A 21,547-nucleotide genomic window follows, 5' to 3' on the forward strand; every position below is an offset into this window, starting at 1 on the left:
AGCAGCGCTACCCTCGAAGATTGTTGCCCTGCTTGTTTCGGTATTCGCGGCGGCTGGGGAACGACCAGCCACCGTATAGTCTGTCCGTGCGAAGGCAACAATCGGGAGGGCTACTTAGTCGAGCCCCTGTTTTTTTAATTAGTTAAGAGCTTTGTCATTCGGTGATTTGAACAGCGCCTTCATGTCTTCTGACAGTTCGAAGTTCAGGTTCAGATTTTTCGGCGGAATCGGGTTCTTGAACCACGTGTCGAACCATTTTGCCGCTTCGCCGGAGGTCTGCGCCTGGGCGACGGTGTCATCGACCAGCGTTTTGAACGATGCGTCATCTTTACGCAGCATGCAGCCATAAGCCTCTTTTGACTGCGGCGTACCGACGATTTCCCAGTTATCCGGTTTCTTCGCTTTTGCGCGCTCGCCGGCCAGCAGGGCATCGTCCATCATAAAGGCTACCGCACGGCCGCTTTCCAGAGTGCGGAAGGAGTCGCCGTGATCTTTCGCGCTGATGATGCGCATGTTCATTTTCTTCTCGTCGTTCAGCTTATGCAGCAGCACTTCCGAGGTGGTACCGGAAGTAACGACCACCGCTTTGTCTTTCAGATCCGGGAAGTCTTTAATCGGGCCACCTTTTTTCACCAGCAGACGAGTGCCGACGACGAAAATGGTATCGGAGAAGGCGGCCTGCTTCTGACGCTCAAGGTTGTTGGTGGTGGAACCACACTCGAAATCATAAGTGCCGTTCTGCAGCAGCGGGATGCGGTTCTGCGAGGTGACTGGAATCAGTTTCACCTGCAGGTCGGGTTTGTTCAGCTTTTTCTTGATGGCTTCAACGATAGCGTTGGAGTAATCCTGAGAGTAACCCACCACTTTTTGTTGGTTATCGTAATAGGAGAATGGTACTGACGATTCGCGGTGGCCGACGACGATCACCCCGTTTTTAGCGATTTTATCCAGCGTGCTCTGACCTGCGGCCGGGGCGGCATCTTCAGCGTGCGCCAGACCGGCGGTCACTCCCATGACCAGCATTGCGGCGGCCAGTTTACGTAATTGCATATCCAACTCCTTATCCTTAACGCCAGGGACGCTAGTGATACCCATTGTGATTGTGTGTATGTGTTGTTATTCCTTCCGGCACTGCGGTAAGGCGGCGCTTTCGGGAATCGTCTGCAATCTTAAAGTGCAGTATTTGTATGAGCTTGTTAGCATTTAGTTTGGCTTAATGTAAAGATTTTGATGCTTTATTGTTTATTTTTGCGAAGTGCTCCGCACCATTTGTGGGCAAAAATGGGTTGTTGCACCAACCTGGCGCGAAGTGCGAACGCTTTCGGTGCAACCCCGGTACAACCGCGGTCAAAATCGCCTACAGGGATGAAATTAAGCAATGGACGTGCCAGATTGGCGCTGGAGAGCGTAAAGCGGGGAAGACCCGCCGGCGACGAATGCCGCCGGGAGCAGGCCGGGCGGCTGCCCGGCGGAAAAGATTAGCGTCGACTCTGGCGCAGGCTCATCACCAGCGCGGCAAAGCCAAAGAGGGCGGTTAACGCCCACAGCGGCCAGTTGCCGGTACGGGCATACGGCGTCAGGCCGGTGGTTGGCGTGACTTTGGTGGTCAACACCGCGCGGGTAAACTGCGGGATCATGTCCTGAATTTCACCTTGAGGGCCAATAACGGCGGTAATACCGTTGTTGGTGCTGCGCAGCAGCGGGCGCGCCAGCTCCAGCGCGCGCATCCGCGCCATCTGGAAGTGCTGCCACGGGCCTATCGACTTACCAAACCACGCATCGTTGGAGATGGTCAGCAGATAATCGGTATCCGGGCGGAAATTATCTCGGACCTGTTCGCCGAGAATAATTTCGTAGCAAATTGCCGCCGTAAGCTTCAGGTTATGCGCCACCAGCTGCGGCTGCACGTAAGGTCCGCGGCTGAACGAGGACATCGGCAAATCGAAGAATGGCGCCAGCGGGCGTAAAATCGACTCCAGCGGTACGAATTCGCCGAACGGCACCAGATGGTTTTTGTTATAGCGATTGCTCGAGTCGTAGCTGTACGGGTTATCTTTACCCAGCGTGATGATGGTGTTGTAGGTATCGTAGCGGTTTTGTTTATTGAGCCGCGCATCGACGATACCGGTAATCAACGAGCTATTTTTTGCCCGCATCAGGTCATCAACCATGCTAAGGAAATGCTGCTGATTGATTTCCAGATCCGGAATCGCCGACTCCGGCCAGATAATCAGCTGCGATTTACCCATATGCGGCTGGGTGAGATCGAGATAGGTTTTCAGGGTGTTTACCAGCTGGTTTTCATCCCATTTCATCGCCTGCGGAATATCGCCCTGCACCAAAGAGACTTCCGTCGCCCGTTCAGGCAGCAGTTGATACCACTGGATATAACGCAGCGGGAAGGGCAGGGCAAACAGCACTATCGCCACCAGCAGCGGTTTCCAGTGACGCTGTACGACTGCCAGCGCCAGCAGGCCGCTGACCATCATCAACAGAAAGTTTATCGCCTCAACGCCCATCACCGGCGCCAGCCCCTTCAGCGGGCCGTCAATCTGGCTATAGCCGAACTGCAGCCACGGGAAACCGGTCAGCACCCAGCCGCGGAGAAATTCGGTAATTTGCCAGATGACAGGCGCGGCGATGGCCAGACGGATCCAGTTGGTTTTCGGCCACAGTCGCGCGAGGATCCCGGCGAACAGACCGGTATACAGCGATAAATAGGCCGCCAGCAAGGCAACGAGGAAAACGTTAACCGGGCCCGGCATGCCGCCGAACTGCGCGATGCTAACGTAAACCCAATTGATGCCGGTACCGAATAGCCCCAGCCCCCAGAAGTAGCCAATCCAGGCGCTTTGTAGCGGGCGACGGTTGAGAGTGAGCGCCTGCAGGCCAAAGAGCGAGACAATTGCCGCCGGCCAGAAGTCGTAAGGTGAAAAAGCCAGCGTTCCGCTGGCTCCGAATAACAGCGCCAGCAGCAGACGTACGCGCTGGCGTTCAAGTAAAGAGGCAAATACCATTTAGGTTAATCGTCCCGTTAAATTAGTCTTCCAGCTTCGGCTGCGGCGCATCATCAGGAAGCTTTACATGGACCTGAATAATACGTCTGCTGTCAGCCATTGCGACCTTGAATTGGTAACCATCAATGTCAATCGACTCGCCGCGGGCCGGGAGATGACCAAAGGCCTGCATCACCAGTCCGCCGATGGTATCGACCTCTTCATCGCTGAAGTGGGTACCGTAGGCTTTATTGAAGTCTTCAATCGATGCCAGCGCGCGTACCGTCCAGGTATGACGGCTTAGCTGGCGAAAATCGATATCTTCCTCTTCGTCATATTCGTCTTCGATTTCGCCGACGATAAGCTCAAGAATATCTTCGATAGTTACCAGACCGGAGACGCCGCCGAACTCGTCAATGACGATCGCCATATGATAACGTTGCGAGCGGAACTCTTTCAGCATGCGGTCAACCCGCTTGCTTTCAGGCACGACAACCGCCGGGCGTAACACTTTTTCCATGCTGAAAGCTTCGGCGTCGCTGCGCATAAACGGCAGCAGATCCTTAGCCATCAGAATCCCTTCAATGTGATCTTTATCTTCGCTAATGACCGGGAAACGCGAGTGGGCGGATTCGATGATGACATCGAGGCATTCGTCCAGCGTCTGGTTGCGTTTCAGGGTAATCATTTGCGAACGCGGGATCATAATATCGCGGACGCGCTGGTCGGCGATATCCATTACCCCTTCGAGCATGTCGCGCGTATCTTCATCGATAAGCTCGTTCTGCCCGGAGTCACGGATCAGCGCCAATAATTCATCACGGTTTTTCGGTTCACCGTGGAAAAGTTGGCTGAGTAAGAGGGAGAAAAATCCCTTTTTGCTGTTTACTGTGTCACTACTGTGTGAATTGTCGTCGCTCATGGCGTCGTATGGGTTCTCGTGTTGATTTAATTGTCGCTCGTCGCGCGTAAACTCAGCGTCGTACGGCATGTTTCGCCTGATGGCGCTACGCTTATCAGGCTTGGGATACGCATGAATGTAGGCCGGATAAGGCGCTCGCGCCGTCATCCGGCAAGTTACTATTCAGCAATCTTCTCGGCAATGTACGGATCCTCATAGCCCAGAGCAAGCATTATCTCTGTTTCGAGGCCTTCCATTTCTTCCGCTTCGTCGTCTTCGATATGATCGTAGCCCAGCAGGTGCAGGCTACCGTGCACGACCATGTGCGCCCAGTGGGCCTCCAGCGGTTTTTCCTGCTCTTTGGCTTCCTGTTCAACCACCTGGCGGCAGATGATCAGATCGCCGAGCAGCGGCATCTCAATGCCCGGCGGGGCTTCGAAGGGGAAGGAGAGGACGTTAGTCGGCTTATCCTTGCCGCGATAGGTCAGGTTCAGCTCGTGGCTTTCGGCGACATCGACCAGGCGAATCGTTAACTCTGACTCTTCCTGGAACTGCGGGATGACGGCATCCACCCAGCGTTGAAAGAGGGCTTCGTCCGGTAGACCGCCGGTGTCTTCGCAGGCCAGCTGTAAATCGAGAATCACCTGACTCATTTTTGCTCCTGTTCCTGGGCTTCGCGTTTGCGCTCGGCGGCCAGTTCTGCTTTACGTTTTTGTTCGGCTTCTTCCCATGCCTCATAGGCATTGACGATGCGGGCGACCACCGGGTGGCGCACCACGTCTTCGCTGTGGAAGAAGTTGAAGCTGATTTCATCGACTTCCGCCAGCACTTCAACGGCGTGACGCAGACCTGATTTGGTATTGCGCGGTAGGTCAATCTGGGTAACGTCGCCGGTGATAACCGCTTTCGAGTTAAAGCCGATACGGGTCAGGAACATCTTCATCTGCTCGATGGTGGTGTTCTGGCTTTCATCGAGAATGATAAAGGCGTCATTCAGCGTACGCCCGCGCATGTAGGCCAGCGGCGCGACTTCAATGACGTTACGCTCAATCAGCTTCTCAACTTTCTCAAAGCCGAGCATCTCGAACAGCGCGTCATACAGCGGGCGCAAATACGGGTCAACCTTCTGGCTTAAGTCGCCCGGCAGGAAGCCGAGCTTCTCGCCTGCTTCGACCGCCGGACGGGTCAGCAGAATACGGCGAATTTCCTGGCGCTCCAGGGCATCTACCGCCGCGGCAACCGCGAGGTAGGTTTTACCGGTACCCGCAGGCCCGACGCCAAAGGTAATGTCGTGGTCGAGGATATTGGCGATGTACTGCGCCTGGTTTGGCGTACGCGGTTTGATGACCCCGCGTTTGGTTTTGATATTGATGGCCTTGCCGTATTCCGGCACGCTCTCGGCGCTTTGCTCGAGCACCCGGGCTTCTTTAATAGCCAGGTGGATTTGTTCCGGTTCAATATCCTGAATCTGGCCGCGCATTGGCGCGGTATCAACATACAGGCTTGTCAGAATATCTGCCGCGGCGTGCACGCAGATGGCGCGGCCGGTCAGTTTAAAATGATTGTCGCGGCGGTTGATCTCAATACCCAACCGGCGCTCCAGCTGTTTGATGTTGTCGTCAAACGGGCCGCACAGCCCTAACAGGCGGGCGTTGTCCGCTGGCTCCAGGGTAATTTCACGGGTTTCTATGTTCAAACTGTTCCTCTTATTACGCGTGTTGCCGGAGGGCGTTCGTCATCCGGCCAATAAGGAAATTATTCACGTCACGGGAATATGGCGCAAGCATTGCTGTAGATATAGGGGCGAGGAGGGGAAATACAAGGCCTGTCGGAACCGACAGGCCTGCGGGGATTACGGCTGGTAGATGCCGACGCCCAGATCGTTTTCTTTACGCGTACGCGCAATGACCGATTCCGGCGATTCCACGACGCGCAGCCCCATCTCGTCTTCGGTGCGGACAATTTTGCCGCGCAGTGAGTTAGTGTAGACATCGACGATTTCCACGTCGACGAATTTACCGACCATATCCGGCGTACCTTCGAAGTTCACCACGCGGTTGTTCTCGGTGCGCCCGGAGAGCTCCATCAGGCTCTTACGCGACGTGCCTTCTACCAGAATACGCTGGGTGGTGCCGAGCATGCGGCGACTCCACGCCATCGCCTGCTGATTAATACGCTCCTGCAGAATGTACAGGCGCTGTTTTTTATCGGCTTCAGAGACATCGTCGACCATATCCGCCGCCGGGGTGCCCGGGCGGGCAGAGAAGATAAAGCTGTAGCTGACGTCAAAGTTAACCTCGGCAATCAGCTTCATGGTTTTTTCGAAGTCTTCCGTCGTTTCGCCCGGGAAGCCGACGATAAAGTCGGAGCTAATCTGAATATCCGGGCGCGCTTCGCGCAGCTTGCGGATAATCGCTTTATATTCCAGCACGGTGTGGGTACGGCCCATCAGGTTCAGTACGCGATCGGAACCGGCCTGCACCGGCAAATGCAGGAAGCTCACCAGTTCAGGGGTATCGCGATAGACCTCGATGATATCGTCAGTAAACTCAATCGGGTGGCTGGTGGTGAAGCGAATACGGTCGATACCGTCGATGGCGGCGACCAGACGCAGCAGATCGGCAAAGTTGCCGGTCGTGCCGTCGTAGTTTTCGCCGCGCCAGGCGTTCACGTTCTGCCCGAGCAGGTTGACTTCACGCACCCCTTGCGCCGCCAGTTGGGCGATTTCAAACAGAATATCGTCGCACGGACGGCTTACTTCTTCACCGCGGGTATAGGGCACCACGCAGTAAGTGCAGTATTTGTTGCAGCCTTCCATGATGGAAACGAAGGCGGTCGGCCCCTCGGCGCGCGGTTCCGGCAGACGATCGAATTTTTCGATTTCCGGGAAGCTCACGTCGATAACCGGTTTATGGTTGTTGCGCACCGCGTCGATCATCTCCGGCAGGCGGTGCAGCGTCTGCGGGCCAAAAATAATGTCAACGTAATGGGCGCGCTGGCGAATCAGCTTGCCTTCCTGGGAGGCAACACAGCCGCCGACGCCGATAATCACGCCGGGTTTTTTCTCTTTCAGCAGTTTCCAGCGGCCAAGCTGATGGAACACTTTTTCCTGCGCCTTCTCGCGAATTGAGCAGGTGTTGAGCAGCAGCACGTCCGCTTCTTCGGCCACTTCTGTGAGTTGATACCCATGGGTGGCATCCAGCAGATCGGCCATCTTGGATGAATCGTATTCGTTCATCTGACAGCCCCAGGTTTTAATATGGAGTTTTTTTGTCATCGACTTGCTCATGCTCAATTATAAAGACGGGTATAAGTTAAGAATTAGAATTCGTTTGCAGGGTACGCATTGTAATGCTTTGGTTGCCACCTGACCAGTGCGACCACGATCCCCCGCAAGGCGCAAAAAATCCGGTAAACTTAAGGAAATCAGCTTTAAGGATAATTGCCATGACAATTCATGCAACAGATATCGCCATTGTCGGCGGCGGAATGGTCGGCGGCGCGCTGGCGCTGGGGCTGGCGCAACACGGGTTTTCGGTGACGGTGATAGAAAAACACGCGCCTCCGGCCTTTGATGCCGCTGCGGCGCCGGATGTGCGTATTTCGGCGATCAGCGCGTCGTCGGTCGGCTTGCTCAAAAGCCTCGGCGTCTGGGAGGCGGTGCGCGCTATGCGCGCGCATGCTTATCGTCGTCTTGAAACCTGGGAGTGGGAAAGCGCGCACGTTGACTTTAATGCCGCCGAACTGAAGCTGCCTGAGCTTGGCTATATGGTGGAAAATAACGTGCTACAGCTGGCGCTGTGGCAGGCGCTCGAAGCCCATCCGCAGGTGACCTTGCGGGTTGGCGTGACGTTAAGCGAGCTTAATCGTGAGCCGCAGGGCGTTTCGTTGCGCCTGAGCGATGAGAGCGTTTGCACGGCGCAACTGGCGATCGGCGCAGACGGCGCGAATTCTCAGGTGCGCGAATTGGCCGGCATCGGCGTTCAGGCGTGGCAATATCAACAATCCTGTATGCTAATTAGCGTGCAGTGCGCCGACGATCCCGGTGATAGCACCTGGCAACAGTTTACCCCCAGCGGGCCACGCGCCTTCCTGCCGCTATTCGATAACTGGGCGTCGCTGGTGTGGTACGACACCCCGGCGCGCATCCGCCAGCTGCAGGGGATGTCGATGTCCCAACTGCAGCAGGAAATCAGCGCGCATTTTCCAAAACGTCTGGGCGGCGTGACGCCGATGAGCGCCGGCGCCTTCCCGTTAACCCGCCGTCATGCATTGCAGTACGTGCAACCGGGACTGGCGCTGGTGGGGGACGCGGCGCATACCATTCATCCGCTGGCGGGGCAGGGGGTTAACCTTGGCTATCGCGACGTTGACGCGCTGCTGGATATTTTGGCGGAAGCCCGCGGGCGCGGGGAAGCCTGGTCCAGCTTGCCGGTGCTGAAGCGCTATCAGGCGCGGCGTCGGGCGGATAACTTTATTATGCAATCCGGCATGGATCTGTTCTATGCGGGCTTCAGCAACGATTTAGCGCCGGTACGCGTGTTGCGTAATATTGGCTTGATGGCAGCCGAACGTGCTGGAGTATTAAAGCGCCAGGCATTGAAGTATGCATTAGGGTTGTAAAGGGGCTTTTGCCGATGGGGGCTGCAGACTGAGGTTTTGCAGTACCTACATCGGCAATGTGACTATCCGCAGAAAGCAAAAAAGCTCACCGAAGTGAGCTTTTTTGTGAATAAGTGGCTGGGGTACGAGGATTCGAACCTCGGAATGCCGGAATCAGAATCCGGTGCCTTACCGCTTGGCGATACCCCAACAGGCTGCGTTCACAGAGGAACGTCTTTAGAATTTGGCTGGGGTACGAGGATTCGAACCTCGGAATGCCGGAATCAGAATCCGGTGCCTTACCGCTTGGCGATACCCCAACAAATTTTTACGGATTTACCGATGTTAACCGATAGTCCTGAATATGGTGGCTACGACGGGATTCGAACCTGTGACCCCATCATTATGAGTGATGTGCTCTAACCAGCTGAGCTACGTAGCCAAATTGTCATGCTGTTTCTTCGATGGCTGGGGTACCTGGATTCGAACCAGGGAATGCCGGTATCAAAAACCGGTGCCTTACCGCTTGGCGATACCCCAATACCGTCGCGGCTAACCGCAAATATCGAAGAAATATGGCTGGGGTACCTGGATTCGAACCAGGGAATGCCGGTATCAAAAACCGGTGCCTTACCGCTTGGCGATACCCCATCCGTGCAACGCTTTTTGGTGAATGGTGCGGGAGGCGAGACTTGAACTCGCACACCTTGCGGCGCCAGAACCTAAATCTGGTGCGTCTACCAATTTCGCCACTCCCGCAAAAAAGATGGTGGCTACGACGGGATTCGAACCTGTGACCCCATCATTATGAGTGATGTGCTCTAACCAGCTGAGCTACGTAGCCATCTTTTTTTCGCGTTACCTTATCGGCGTTGCGGGGCGCATTATGCGTATTGGGCCTGCGAGCGTCAACCACTTTTTCAAGGAAAATCGTCGTAATGTGACTGTTTGGTTAGGTTGCGAACAGCATGCTGCAATAATCGGCAAGAATTGATTATTTATCGTTTTTATTTGCCAATTTTGGCATAAAAAAAACGGACCCCGTAGGGTCCGTTGTTCGCCAGAATGGCTTATTTATAAGCTGACTGGTGGACGCCGACCGCGCGTCCTGATGGATCGTTCATGGTTTTGAACGCTTCATCCCACTCGATGGCTTTCGCTGAAGAGCAGGCGACGGACGGGCCGCCGGGGACGCATTCCGCCGCGCTGGGCAGCGGGAACAGCTCTTCGAAGATTTCGCGGTACAGGTAGCCTTCTTTAGAGGTCGGCGTGTTGTACGGGAAGCGGAAGCTTGCCGTCTCCAGCTGCTGGTCGCTAATTTGTTTTGCCGCCACTTCTTTCAGCGTATCAATCCAGCTATAGCCCACGCCGTCGGAGAACTGCTCTTTCTGGCGCCAGGCGACGCTGGCTGGCAGATAGGACTCAAAGCATTCACGCAAAATATGTTTTTCCATTTTGCCGTTGCCGCACATTTTATCCTGCGGGTTGATGCGCATCGCCACATCGAGGAATTTCTTATCGAGGAACGGTACGCGGGCCTCTACCCCCCAGGCGGACATCGCTTTGTTAGCGCGAGCGCAGTCAAACATGTGCAGCGCCTGCAGTTTACGCACCGTTTCTTCATGCAGTTCTTTGGCGTTCGGCGCTTTGTGGAAATAGAGATACCCGCCGAATACTTCATCGGAACCTTCGCCAGAGAGCACCATTTTAATGCCCATGGCTTTAATTTTACGCGACATCAGGTACATCGGCGTCGAGGCGCGAATGGTGGTCACGTCATACGTTTCGATGTGATAGATAACGTCGCGGATCGCATCCAGCCCTTCCTGCACCGTAAAGTGAATTTCGTGATGCACGGTGCCGAGGTGGTTCGCGACTTCTTGCGCCGCTTTCAGGTCAGGGGAGCCTTCGAGGCCGACCGCGAATGAGTGCAGCTGCGGCCACCAGGCTTCGCTACGCTCCTGATCTTCAACGCGGCGGGCGGCGTATTTTTTGGTAATGGCCGAAATCACCGAAGAGTCCAGGCCGCCGGAGAGCAGCACGCCGTAAGGTACGTCGGACATCAGGTGGCTCTTCACCGACTCTTCCAGCGCCTGACGCAGTTCATTTTTATCCGTAACGTTGTCTTTTACCGCGTCGTAGTCGAACCAGTCGCGCTGGTAGTACTGACGAATTTCGCCATCCTGGCTCCACAGGTAGCTACCTGCAGGGAACTCTTTAATGGTGCGGCAGACCGGCACCAGCGCTTTCATTTCAGAGGCGACGTAGAAGTTGCCGTGCTCGTCGTGGCCCATATACAGCGGGATAATACCGATATGGTCGCGGCCAATCAGGTAAGCGTCTTTCTCGCTGTCATACAGCGCGAAGGCAAACATCCCCTGCAGTTCATCGAGGAACTCAGGCCCTTTTTCCTGGTACAGCGCGAGGATCACTTCGCAGTCGGAACCGGTCTGGAACTGGTAGCGATCGCCATATTCGGCGCGCAGCGCCTGGTGGTTGTAAATTTCACCGTTGACCGCCAGCGCATGGGTTTTTTGTTGGTTATAGAGCGGCTGGGCCCCGGCGTTGACGTCGACGATCGACAGACGTTCGTGGGCGAGAATCGCTTTATCGCTGGCATAAACGCCGGACCAGTCCGGTCCGCGGTGGCGCATCAGGCGGGAAAGTTCCAGTGCCTTTTTACGCAGTTCGCCTGCGTCAGTTTTGATATCCAGTACGCCAAAAATAGAACACATAGCCTTCTCCGTTACCCTGTCTTGTAGTGATGTTATGCAGACCTCGTCTCTTGCAAGGTCTTAGTGTGTGTTAAAGAAAATGCCGTAAAGGAGAGTGGGGCGCAAGAGATTTACCGGCTGAAAAGTAAAAAGTGCAATGCTGATTGCCGGATGTTGAAAAATGAGTATGTTTAGCTCGGCTTTATTGATGATTGTTTAGTGATAAGCCATTTTCATTAGATGAATCTATTTTTGGAGGCGCCAAAAATAAAAAACCACGTCCTGGGACGTGGTTTCGGCTCAAAAAACGTCGATTTCGGCGACCGACGGATAAATCCACGACGGGCGGAACGGCATGCTGTCGATATCGTCCAGCGTGGAGACTCCGGAGAGCACCAGAATGGTCTCAAGGCCCGCCTGGAAACCGGCGAGGATATCGGTACGCAGGTTATCGCCGACGATCACCGTTTGCTCGGAGTGGGCCTGCATTTTGTTCAGCGCAGAACGAATAATCCACGGGCTCGGCTTACCGACATAAAACGGTTTACGGCCGGAGATTTTTTCGATTCCCGCACAGAGTGCGCCGCAAGCAGGGTAGTAGCCACGGCCGTGAGTATCCGGGTTGGTGGCGATGAAACGCGCGCCGTTGGCGACAAAGAAAGCCGCTTTATGCATCATTTCCCAGTTAAAGGAGCGAGTCTCGCCAACGATGACGAAATCAGGGTTAACGTCGGTGATGGTGAAGCCGGCCTTATACAGTTCGTGGATGAGCGCGCCTTCGCCAACCACATAGGCTTTTTTACCTTCCTGGCGACGCAGGAAATCGGCGGTGGCCATGGCGGAGGTGTAGAACGCGGTATCCGGCACTTCGATACCGGCGGTGGCGAAACGGTTGGCCAGGTCCTGGCCGGTTTGCGAAGGATAGTTGGTCAGCATCACCAGCGGCATGCCTTTATCCAGGATGCGTTTGATAAATTCAGCGGCGCCGGGAACAGCCACGTTATCGTGCATCAGCACGCCGTCGATATCACAAATTACGTTTTGAATGGTCATGGACAGTCCAACATCATTAACGAAAGGCGAAACTATAAAGCTGGATTAGCTTTCCAGCAAATGCTGTAGCAGGATGCCGTTGAGCATCGCGCGCTTGACCAGCGCGAAGGCGCCGATGGCCGAGCGGTGATCGAGCGTCGAACGTACCACGGGCAGGTTTTTACGAAACGCTTTCAGCGCCTGGCCGTTGATACAACCTTCAATGGCCGGCAGCAGCACCTTTTCCGCCTCGACGATTTCGCCGGCAATCACCACTTTTTGTGGGTTAAACAGATTGATGGCGATGGCGATGGTTTTACCCAGATGACGACCAACGTATTCGATCACTTCACAGGCCAGCGCATCGCCTTTATTTGCCGCTTTGCAGATGGTTTTGATATTACAGTCATCAAGCGTGATACGGCTTTGATAGCCCTGCTCAAGCAGATGACGGACGCGGTGCTCAATGGCGGCGTTCGCGGCGACGGTTTCCAGACAGCCGAAGTTGCCGCAGTGACAGCGCTCGCCTAATGGGTCAACCTGGATATGGCCAATTTCACCGACGTTACCGTTACGGCCGATAAAAATACGCCCGTTGGAAATAATGCCCGCGCCGGTACCGCGGTGTACACGCACCAGGATGGAGTCTTCGCAATCCTGGCTTGCGCCAAAATAGTGCTCGGCCAATGCCAGACTGCGGATATCGTGGCCGACAAAACAGGTGACGCTAAAGCGTTTTTCCAACGCGCCGACCAGCCCCCAGTTCTCGACCTGAATATGCGGCATATAGCGGATAACGCCGCTTTCCGGATCGACCAGCCCCGGCAAAATGACCGAAATGGCGATAAGCTCGCGGATTTTGCGCTGACAATTTTCAATAAAGGTGGCGATGATATTCAGCAGCGCGTGCTCGAGGGTTTCCTGGGTACGCTCCGGCAGCGGGAAATGCTCTTCTTCCAGCGTCTTACTGCTTAAATCATAGAGGGTCAGGGTGGCGTCATAGCGGCCAAGCCGCACGCCGATGGCGTTGAAATTGCGGGTCTCCGCAATGATAGAGATGGCGCGGCGCCCCCCGGTGGAGGCCTGCTGATCGACTTCTTTGATCAGGCCGCGCTCAATAAGCTGACGCGTAATTTTGGTTACGCTGGCAGGGGCAAGCTGACTTTGTTCCGCTATCTGAATGCGCGAGATGGGACCATGTTGGTCAATCAGCCGATAGACGGCCGCGCTGTTCAGCTGTTTTACCAGATCGACGTTACCAATTTGAGCTTGTCCGCCTGCTGTCATACTTTTACTTACTCAGTGACGACCTCGTTACCATTAACGATGGTCTTGATGATTTTATAATCGCGGCTGAAAGCGGTCAGGTTAGCGACCATACCCGGCGCAATGCTGCCGAGCTGCTTGTCCACGCCAATCGCGCGCGCCGGGTAGAGCGTCGCCATACGCAACACTTCGTCCAGCGCCACGCCGCAATGTTCAACGAGGTTACGTACCCCTTCAATCATGGTCAGCGAAGAGCCGCTGAGGGTGCCGTTTTCATCCACGCACAGACCATTGCGGTAGTATATTGTTTTACCAGCAAAAATGAACTGGTCAATATTAGCTCCTGCCGGCGCGGTGGCGTCAGTCACCAGGCACAGTTTATCGCCTTTCAGGCGTTTAGCGTTACGCACGTTGGCATAATCGACGTGCATACCGTCGACGATGATACCGCAGTAGACATCCGGCTCGTCGAAAATGGCGCCGGCCAGGCCTGGTTCGCGACCGGTAATATATGGCATGGCATTATAAAGGTGCGTCGCAAAAGTGATACCGGCGCGGAAACCGATTTTCGCCTCTTTCAGCGTAGCATTAGAGTGGCCTGCTGAAACGACGATGCCGGCGGCAACCAGTTTACGGATCACTTCCGGTTCGACGCGTTCAGGGGCCAGCGTCACTTTGGTGATAACGTCGGCGTTGTCGCACAGGAAGTCGACCAGCGCGGCGTCCGGTTTACGCACGTAGTCCGGGTTGTGAGTGCCTTTTTTAACGATATTCAACCACGGCCCTTCCAGATGCAGACCCAGCGCCTGGTTCGGGTGTTTTTGCAGGTATTCGCGCATCACGCGAATGCCTTGCTTCATCAGGTCATCGCTGGAGGTAATCAGCGTCGGCAGGAAGTTGGTGCAGCCGGAACGTTCATTCGCTTTCTGCATAATTTCCAGCGTTTCGACGGTGACCGCATCCGGACTATCGTTGAACTGCACGCCGCCGCAGCCGTTCAGCTGGACGTCGATGAAACCGGGGGCAATAATCGCGCCGTTGACCGAGCGTTGCTCAATTTCAGACGGCAAATCAGCCAGCGGACAGAGACGTTCGATACGGCCATTGGCGATAACAACCGCATGGTCATCGAGAATTTCATGACCGGTGTAAACCCGGCCCTGGGTTAATGCATACATTACGACCCCCGGTATATACGCCCCACCAGCTCAACTCGCATTGTTCTGGTGTGGCATACAAAGAAAAAGATGGTCCCACGCCAGGGCGCGGGACGGACTACATTACAGACCTTTAATATTTTCAGCTTCTAATTCGTTGAAATATTTCAGAGTCTTCACTTTCAGTTCCATCGTGGACGGCTCGTCGCAGACCACAACCGCTTTCGGATGCAGCTGCAGACAGGTGATGGTCCACATGTGGTTGACGTTACCTTCGACCGCCGCCTGCAGCGCCAGCGCTTTCTGATGGCCCAGCACCAGAATCATCACTTCTTCCGCATCCAGCAGAGTACCCACGCCCACGGTCAGCGCATATTTCGGCACCAGATCCACATCGCCGTCGAAGAAGCGGGAGTTGGCCACGCGGGTGTCATGGGTCAGGGTTTTAATACGGGTACGGGACGCCAGAGAAGAGGCCGGTTCGTTAAACGCGATATGACCATCGTTACCTACACCGCCCATAAACAGGTGGATTTTACCGTAGGAGCGGATTTTTTCTTCATAACGACGGCATTCTGCATCGATATCCGGCGCATTACCATTCAGCAGGTTGATATTTTCAGCTGGAATATCAACATGGTCAAAGAAATTGCGGTGCATGAAGCTATGATAGCTTTCTGGATGCTCTTTCGGCAGGCCGACATACTCATCCATGTTGAAGGTAACAACGTGCTTGAAGCTAACCTGGCCTGCTTTATGCATTTCAACCAGCGCTTTGTAAGCGGTAAGAGGCGTACCACCGGTAGGCAGACCCAGTACGAACGGACGGTCCGCGGTCGGTTTGAACGCGTTAATGCGGTTAACGATATGACGGGCAGCCCATTTACCTACTTGTTCAGCTGTTACCAGGGGGATCAGTCTCATTCTTCACCTCTATAGTTAAATTAGAACCTGGCGGATTGGCGCCAGCATACTATGAAGAGTATTGCAGCAACTGCGCCGACCGGGGTCAATCCGTGTTGATTTTTTGAATGATAAAATAAGTTTTCGATGTTAGCCAGTCAAAGGGAGGGGGGAATACGATATTTGGTGATTATAGTCACAAAAAATACCCGTTTAATTTGCGATACGAATTAATTTTTCACACACTTTGCCGGTAAGTGATAAATCCGACCTTGTTACACAATAAAAAAGTGGCTTTGAAATGAGCCTCATCGGGGTCTCATAGGGGGAATAAGATGAATATTTTAGGTTTCTTTCAGCGGCTGGGTAGGGCGTTACAGCTCCCTATCGCAGTGCTGCCGGTCGCGGCCTTGCTGCTGCGATTCGGGCAACCAGATCTGCTGAACGTACCCTTCATCGCGCAAGCGGGTGGGGCAATCTTTGACAACTTAGCGTTGATCTTCGCCATCGGCGTGGCATCAAGTTGGTCCAAAGATAACGCGGGTTCTGCGGCGCTGGCCGGCGCGGTAGGTTATTTCGTGATGACCAAAGCGATGGTCACCATTAACCCGGAAATTAACATGGGCGTGCTGGCGGGTATCATTACCGGTCTGGTCGCGGGTGCTGTTTATAACCGTTGGGCCGGCATTAAACTGCCAGACTTCCTGAGCTTCTTCGGCGGTAAACGCTTCGTACCTATCGCTACCGGCTTCTTCTGTCTGGTGCTGGCTGCCATCTTCGGCTATGTCTGGCCGCCGGTGCAGCACGCTATTCATGCGGGCGGTGAATGGATCGTGTCTGCGGGCGCGCTGGGTTCCGGTATCTTCGGTTTCATCAACCGTCTGCTGATCCCAACCGGTCTGCATCAGGTGCTGAACACCATCGCCTGGTTCCAGATTGGCGAGTTCACCAACGCCGCGGGCGCGGTCTTCCACGGCGACATCAACCGCTTCTATGCCGGTGACGGTACCGCGGGGATGTTCATGTCCGGCTTCTTCCCGATCATGATGTTTGGTCTGCCGGGCGCTGCGCTGGCGATGTACATGGCTGCGCCGAAAGAGCGTCGTCCGATGGTCGGCGGTATGCTGCTGTCCGTGGCCATCACCGCGTTCCTGACCGGTGTGACCGAGCCGCTGGAATTCCTGTTCATGTTCCTGGCGCCATTGCTGTACCTCCTGCACGCTATCCTGACCGGTATCAGCCTGTTCATCGCAACGGCGCTGGGTATCCATGCGGGCTTCTCCTTCTCCGCGGGCGCTATCGACTACGTGTTGATGTACAGCCTGCCGGCAGCCAGCAAAAACGTCTGGATGCTGCTGGTGATGGGCGTGGTGTTCTTCTTCGTTTACTTCCTGTTGTTCAGCGCGGTTATCCGCATGTTCAACCTGAAAACGCCGGGTCGTGAAGATAAAACCGACGACGTCGTGACTGAAGAAGCTAACAGCAACACCGAAGAAGGTCTGACTCAGCTGGCGACCAACTACATCGCAGCCGTAGGCGGTACCGATAACCTGAAAGCCATTGATGCTTGTATCACCCGTCTGCGTCTGACCGTCGGCGACTCGGCGAAAGTCAACGATGCCGCCTGTAAACGTCTCGGCGCCTCCGGCGTGGTGAAACTGAACAAACAGACTATCCAGGTCATCGTTGGCGCGAAAGCGGAATCCGTTGGCGACGCCATGAAGAAAGTGGTTGCCCGTGGTCCGGTTGCCGCTACCGCCGTCTCGACTGACAGCGCGCCAGCCGCCGCGCCTGCCGCCAAACCGCAGGCGGTTGCAAACGCTAAAACCGTCGAAGCGCTGGTTTCCCCGATTACCGGCGAAGTGGTGGCGCTTGAGCAGGTGCCGGATGAAGCCTTCGCCAGCAAAGCCGTCGGTGACGGTGTCGCGGTGAAACCGACCGATAACATCGTTGTCGCGCCGGCGGCCGGTACGGTGGTGAAAATCTTCAACACCAACCACGCATTCTGCCTGGAAACCGATAATGGCGCGGAAATCGTCGTCCATATGGGCATCGATACCGTCGCGCTGGAAGGCAAAGGCTTTAAACGTCTGGTTGAAGAGGGCGCACAGGTGAAAGCCGGCGAGCCGATTCTGGAAATGGATCTGGCGTTCCTCAACGCCAACGCCCGCTCGATGATTAGTCCGGTCGTCTGCAGCAACAGCGATGATTACAGCGCGCTGGTGATTCAGGCAACGGGTAACGTTGTCGCCGGCCAAACGCCGTTGTTCGAGATTAAAGGCAAGTAAGGCTCCTGAGTAGAGTTTTGCCTCAGCGGCGCAGCGAAACCTGCGCCGCTTTTTTTTGCCGCAAATACCCCCATATCCAACAACAGATACGTATTTTGCGTAACTAATAGTTGTCTCTGCGCCCTGCTTGTAAGATCATGTGCCGTTATACGTTGTTTACGCTTTGAGGAACCCGTGATGAGTGAGGCAGAAGCCCGCCCGACTAACTTTATCCGTCAGATCATCGATGAAGATCTGGCTACCGGTAAGCACACCACCGTTCATACCCGCTTCCCGCCGGAACCGAACGGCTACCTGCACATTGGCCATGCAAAATCCATTTGCCTGAACTTCGGCATCGCTCAGGATTACCAAGGTCAATGTAATCTGCGTTTCGATGACACCAACCCGGTGAAAGAAGATATCGAATACGTGGAGTCGATTAAAAACGACGTGCAGTGGTTAGGTTTCCACTGGTCCGGCGATGTCTGCTACTCCTCTGATTACTTCGATCAGCTGCATCAGTATGCGGTTGAACTGATCAACAAAGGTTTGGCCTACGTTGACGAACTGTCCGCCGACGAGATCCGCGAATACCGCGGTACCCTGAAAGAGCCGGGTAAAAACAGCCCTTACCGCGATCGCAGCGTGGAAGAGAACCTCGCGCTGTTCGAAAAAATGCGCACCGGCGGCTTTGAAGAGGGTAAAGCTTGCCTGCGCGCGAAGATCGACATGGCGTCGCCGTTCATCGTGATGCGTGACCCGGTGCTGTATCGCATTAAATTTGCGGAACACCATCAGACCGGCAACAAGTGGTGCATCTACCCGATGTACGACTTCACCCACTGCATCAGCGATGCGCTGGAAGGTATCACCCACTCGCTGTGTACCCTGGAGTTCCAGGACAACCGTCGTCTGTACGACTGGGTGCTCGACAACATCAGTATTCCGGTGCATCCGCGTCAATATGAATTCTCGCGCCTGAATCTCGAATACACCGTGATGTCCAAGCGTAAGCTGAATCAGCTGGTGACCGAGAAGCACGTGGAAGGCTGGGATGACCCGCGTATGCCGACTATTTCCGGTCTGCGCCGTCGCGGTTATACCGCTGAATCCATCCGCGAGTTCTGCAAACGCATCGGCGTGACCAAGCAGGACAACACCATTGAGATGGCGTCGCTGGAGTCGTGCATTCGTGAAGATCTTAACGAAAACGCGCCGCGCGCGATGGCGGTAATCGATCCGGTTAAACTGGTTATCGAAAACTATCCGCAGGGCGCAAGCGAAATGGTGGCGATGCCGAACCATCCGAACAAGCCGGAAATGGGTAGCCGCGAGGTACCATTCAGCGCTGAGATCTGGATCGATCGCGCGGACTTCCGCGAAGAAGCCAACAAACAGTACAAGCGTCTGGTGCTGGGTAAAGAGGTGCGTCTGCGCAACGCCTACGTGATTAAAGCGGAACGCGTTGAGAAAGATGCAGAAGGTAATATCACTACCATCTTCTGTACTTACGATGCCGACACCCTGAGCAAAGACCCGGCCGATGGCCGCAAGGTTAAAGGCGTTATCCACTGGGTGAGCGCGGCGCACGCGCTGCCGGTTGAAATTCGCCTCTATGACCGTCTGTTTAGCGTGCCGAACCCGGGCGCGGCGGATGACTTCCTGGCGGTAATGAACCCGGAATCGCTGGTCATCAAGCAAGGTTTCGCGGAGCCGAGCCTGTCGAAAGCGCAGGCGGGTAAAGCATACCAGTTCGAGCGCGAAGGTTACTTCTGCCTCGACAGCCGCTACGCCACCGAGAGCCATCTGGTCTTCAACCGCACCGTTGGCCTGCGTGACACCTGGGCTAAAATCGGCGAGTAATGCTCACCGTCTTCATGAAACGCCGCGCACTGCGGCGTTTTTTTATTTCAGAATCAGTGAATTAAGAATCGATATTTTTTCGATGCGAATTAATCTTATTAAAACGCAGTAATAATTCCCCATCTCTTCCTGCCTGCGTATTTACATTTAACCGTTTCAGCTTTGACGGATTTTCAATTTTTTTTCGATATAACCATGACTTATCGTTAAAAAAGCTGAGAAGTAAGTCTGTAACAAAACGACATAAATTATGTGCGCTTTGTCATAATCTTAAGCTTTGCTCTGCGAAAGAGATTGATAATTCGCGTCACGAAAAATAGTCTATCCATAGTGGTTTCGCGGACTTTTAACCGCGCCGCTTTTAGTACTTTTTTATTTTTTTAGCGAGCTGCCTTTGGCAATCGCAATTTTAAAACGTCAAAGAGGATATGCACATGCGTACGTTTAGTGGCAAACGTAGTACGCTGGCGCTGGCTATTGCCGCCGTCACCGCGATGTCGGGTTGGGTTGTGGCTCCACAGGCCAGCGCAGCAGGCTTTATCGATGATTCTACCTTAACCGGCGGTATCTATTACTGGCAGCGCGAGCGCGACCGTAAAAACGTAGAAACCGACAAATACGAAACTAACCTTTCCCATTCTACCTGGAACGCCAACCTGGATTTCCAGTCCGGCTATGCCGCCGATATGTTTGGTCTGGATATTGCTGCCTTCACCGCGATTGAAATGGCGGAAAACGGCGACAGCGGCCATCCGAACGAAATTGCTTTCTCCTCCAGCAACCGTGCGTACAGCGAAGATTATACCGGCGATAAGAGCGGGATAAGCCTGTATAAAGCGGCAGCAAAATTTAAATTTGGCCCGGCGTGGGCGCGCGCGGGTTATATCCAGCCGACCGGACAAACGCTGCTGGCGCCGCACTGGAGCTTTATGCCGGGTACCTATCAGGGTGCGGAAGCCGGAGCCAACTTCGACTATGGCGATAACGGCGCGCTGAGTTTCTCCTATATGTGGACGAACGAATATAAGGCGCCGTGGCATATCGAGATGGATGATTTCTACCAGAACGATAAGAAAACCAAAGTTGACTATCTTCACTCTCTTGGCGCGAAGTACGATTTTAAAAACGATCTGGTGCTGGAAGCCGCATTTGGACAGGCCCAGGGCTATATCGATCAGTACTTTGCTAAAGCCAGCTACAAATTTGATATCGCGGGTTCGCCGTTGAGCACCAGCTATCAGTTCTACGGTACCCGCGATAAAGTCAGCAACGGCGGCGTCAACGATATCTACGACGGCACCGCGTGGCTGCAGGCGATCACTTTCGGCTATAAAGCGGCCGATGTGCTGGATCTGCGTCTGGAAGGGACCTGGGTGAAAGCCGATGGTCAGCAGGGCTACTTCCTGCAGCGTATGACGCCAACCTATGCCTCCTCTAACGGTCGTCTCGATATCTGGTGGGATAACCGCTCTGACTTTAACGCCAACGGCGAGAAAGCGGTGTTCTTCGGTGCGATGTACGACATGAAGAACTGGGACATGCCGGGCTGGGCGTTTGGCGCATCCTATGTTTACGCCTGGGATGCTAAGCCTGGCAGAATGGCATCCCCGGATGCTTACTACGATCCTAACTATCGTCTGAAAGAATCCGCCTACAGCCTGGATGCTATCTACACCCTGCAGGAAGGCCGGGCGAAAGGAACGATGTTCAAACTGCACTTCACGCAATACGACAACCACTCCGACATCCCAAGCTGGAGCGGTGGTTACGGCAACATCTTCCAGGATGAGCGTGACGTGAAGTTTATGGTTATCGCGCCGTTCACCATTTTCTGATGCCTGCG

The 21,547-nt window shown here is 54.6% G+C and carries 15 protein-coding genes and 7 tRNA genes; 4 read left to right on the forward strand and 18 right to left on the reverse strand.

Annotation, left to right across the window (positions count from 1 at the left end):
* Positions 1 to 138 precede the first annotated feature (138 nt).
* From PGR29_RS08775 to miaB, 6 genes are all read right to left on the reverse strand, one after another.
* Positions 139 to 1,050 carry an amino acid ABC transporter substrate-binding protein gene (locus tag PGR29_RS08775; RefSeq protein WP_087860235.1) on the reverse strand — a complete coding sequence of 304 codons (912 nt, stop codon included), beginning with the start codon at positions 1,048 to 1,050 and terminating at the stop codon, positions 139 to 141.
* A 428-nt stretch (positions 1,051 to 1,478) separates the two neighbouring features.
* Positions 1,479 to 3,017, reverse strand: coding sequence for an apolipoprotein N-acyltransferase (lnt, locus tag PGR29_RS08780; protein ID WP_316424416.1), 1,539 nt, complete (start codon positions 3,015 to 3,017; stop codon positions 1,479 to 1,481).
* Between the two features lie 22 nt (positions 3,018 to 3,039).
* A complete protein-coding gene (corC, locus tag PGR29_RS08785; RefSeq protein ID WP_015704743.1) occupies positions 3,040 to 3,918 on the reverse strand; it encodes a CNNM family magnesium/cobalt transport protein CorC in 879 nt (292 codons plus the stop codon).
* A gap of 158 nt (positions 3,919 to 4,076) precedes the next feature.
* Entirely contained in the window at positions 4,077 to 4,550 is a 474-nt protein-coding gene (gene ybeY, locus PGR29_RS08790) for an rRNA maturation RNase YbeY (protein ID WP_087860233.1), read from the reverse strand.
* Complete coding sequence (locus tag PGR29_RS08795) at positions 4,547 to 5,593, reverse strand: PhoH family protein (protein WP_087860232.1); 1,047 nt, start codon at positions 5,591 to 5,593, stop codon at positions 4,547 to 4,549. Before PGR29_RS08795 ends, ybeY begins: the two co-directional genes overlap by 4 nt.
* 156 nt (positions 5,594 to 5,749) lie before the next feature.
* Positions 5,750 to 7,174: a tRNA (N6-isopentenyl adenosine(37)-C2)-methylthiotransferase MiaB gene (gene miaB, locus PGR29_RS08800; RefSeq protein ID WP_045381508.1), complete on the reverse strand. Its 1,425-nt coding sequence runs from the start codon at positions 7,172 to 7,174 to the stop codon at positions 5,750 to 5,752.
* A 170-nt stretch (positions 7,175 to 7,344) separates the two neighbouring features.
* Here miaB and ubiF point away from each other — a divergent pair, with 170 nt between their 5' ends.
* Positions 7,345 to 8,520 (forward strand): 3-demethoxyubiquinol 3-hydroxylase, encoded by a 1,176-nt coding sequence (ubiF, locus tag PGR29_RS08805; RefSeq protein WP_113373854.1) that lies wholly within the window; start codon positions 7,345 to 7,347, stop codon positions 8,518 to 8,520.
* Between the two features lie 114 nt (positions 8,521 to 8,634).
* Here the strand turns inward: ubiF and PGR29_RS08810 are convergent.
* The 12 genes from PGR29_RS08810 to nagB form a co-directional block, all read right to left on the reverse strand.
* A tRNA-Gln gene (locus tag PGR29_RS08810) sits at positions 8,635 to 8,709 on the reverse strand.
* 35 nt (positions 8,710 to 8,744) lie between these two features.
* Positions 8,745 to 8,819: transfer RNA gene (locus PGR29_RS08815), tRNA-Gln, on the reverse strand.
* A gap of 45 nt (positions 8,820 to 8,864) precedes the next feature.
* Positions 8,865 to 8,941 (reverse strand) — tRNA-Met (locus PGR29_RS08820).
* Positions 8,942 to 8,964: 23 nt separating this feature from the next.
* A tRNA-Gln gene (locus PGR29_RS08825) sits at positions 8,965 to 9,039 on the reverse strand.
* A 36-nt stretch (positions 9,040 to 9,075) separates the two neighbouring features.
* Positions 9,076 to 9,150, reverse strand: a tRNA-Gln gene (locus PGR29_RS08830).
* Positions 9,151 to 9,173: 23 nt separating this feature from the next.
* A tRNA-Leu gene (locus PGR29_RS08835) sits at positions 9,174 to 9,258 on the reverse strand.
* A gap of 8 nt (positions 9,259 to 9,266) precedes the next feature.
* Positions 9,267 to 9,343, reverse strand: a tRNA-Met gene (locus tag PGR29_RS08840).
* A gap of 226 nt (positions 9,344 to 9,569) precedes the next feature.
* The gene (asnB, locus tag PGR29_RS08845; protein ID WP_015367711.1) at positions 9,570 to 11,234 is read right to left on the reverse strand and encodes an asparagine synthase B; all 1,665 of its coding nucleotides are present in this window, start codon (positions 11,232 to 11,234) and stop codon (positions 9,570 to 9,572) included.
* Positions 11,235 to 11,513: 279 nt separating this feature from the next.
* Positions 11,514 to 12,266, reverse strand: a complete 753-nt coding sequence (locus tag PGR29_RS08850; protein ID WP_045392984.1) for an HAD-IIA family hydrolase — start codon at positions 12,264 to 12,266, stop codon at positions 11,514 to 11,516.
* A gap of 45 nt (positions 12,267 to 12,311) precedes the next feature.
* A complete protein-coding gene (nagC, locus tag PGR29_RS08855) occupies positions 12,312 to 13,532 on the reverse strand; it encodes a DNA-binding transcriptional regulator NagC (RefSeq protein ID WP_087860229.1) in 1,221 nt (406 codons plus the stop codon).
* Between the two features lie 8 nt (positions 13,533 to 13,540).
* Entirely contained in the window at positions 13,541 to 14,689 is a 1,149-nt protein-coding gene (gene nagA, locus PGR29_RS08860) for an N-acetylglucosamine-6-phosphate deacetylase (RefSeq protein WP_015367708.1), read from the reverse strand.
* 102 nt (positions 14,690 to 14,791) lie between these two features.
* A complete protein-coding gene (gene nagB / locus PGR29_RS08865; RefSeq protein WP_015367707.1) occupies positions 14,792 to 15,592 on the reverse strand; it encodes a glucosamine-6-phosphate deaminase in 801 nt (266 codons plus the stop codon).
* Between the two features lie 314 nt (positions 15,593 to 15,906).
* Here nagB and nagE point away from each other — a divergent pair, with 314 nt between their 5' ends.
* The 3 genes from nagE (at position 15,907) to chiP (ending at position 21,539) form a co-directional block, all read left to right on the forward strand.
* The gene (gene nagE / locus PGR29_RS08870) at positions 15,907 to 17,859 is read left to right on the forward strand and encodes a PTS N-acetyl glucosamine transporter subunit IIABC (RefSeq protein ID WP_113373855.1); all 1,953 of its coding nucleotides are present in this window, start codon (positions 15,907 to 15,909) and stop codon (positions 17,857 to 17,859) included.
* A gap of 177 nt (positions 17,860 to 18,036) precedes the next feature.
* Positions 18,037 to 19,704, forward strand: a complete 1,668-nt coding sequence (glnS, locus tag PGR29_RS08875) for a glutamine--tRNA ligase (RefSeq protein ID WP_045381516.1) — start codon at positions 18,037 to 18,039, stop codon at positions 19,702 to 19,704.
* Positions 19,705 to 20,138: 434 nt separating this feature from the next.
* Positions 20,139 to 21,539 (forward strand): chitoporin ChiP, encoded by a 1,401-nt coding sequence (chiP, locus tag PGR29_RS08885; RefSeq protein WP_045392987.1) that lies wholly within the window; start codon positions 20,139 to 20,141, stop codon positions 21,537 to 21,539.
* Positions 21,540 to 21,547: the final 8 nt, after the last annotated feature.

The sequence above is a fragment of the Klebsiella sp. 141203 genome, assembly GCF_032601985.1.
GTDB classification, from domain to species: domain Bacteria; phylum Pseudomonadota; class Gammaproteobacteria; order Enterobacterales; family Enterobacteriaceae; genus Klebsiella; species Klebsiella aerogenes.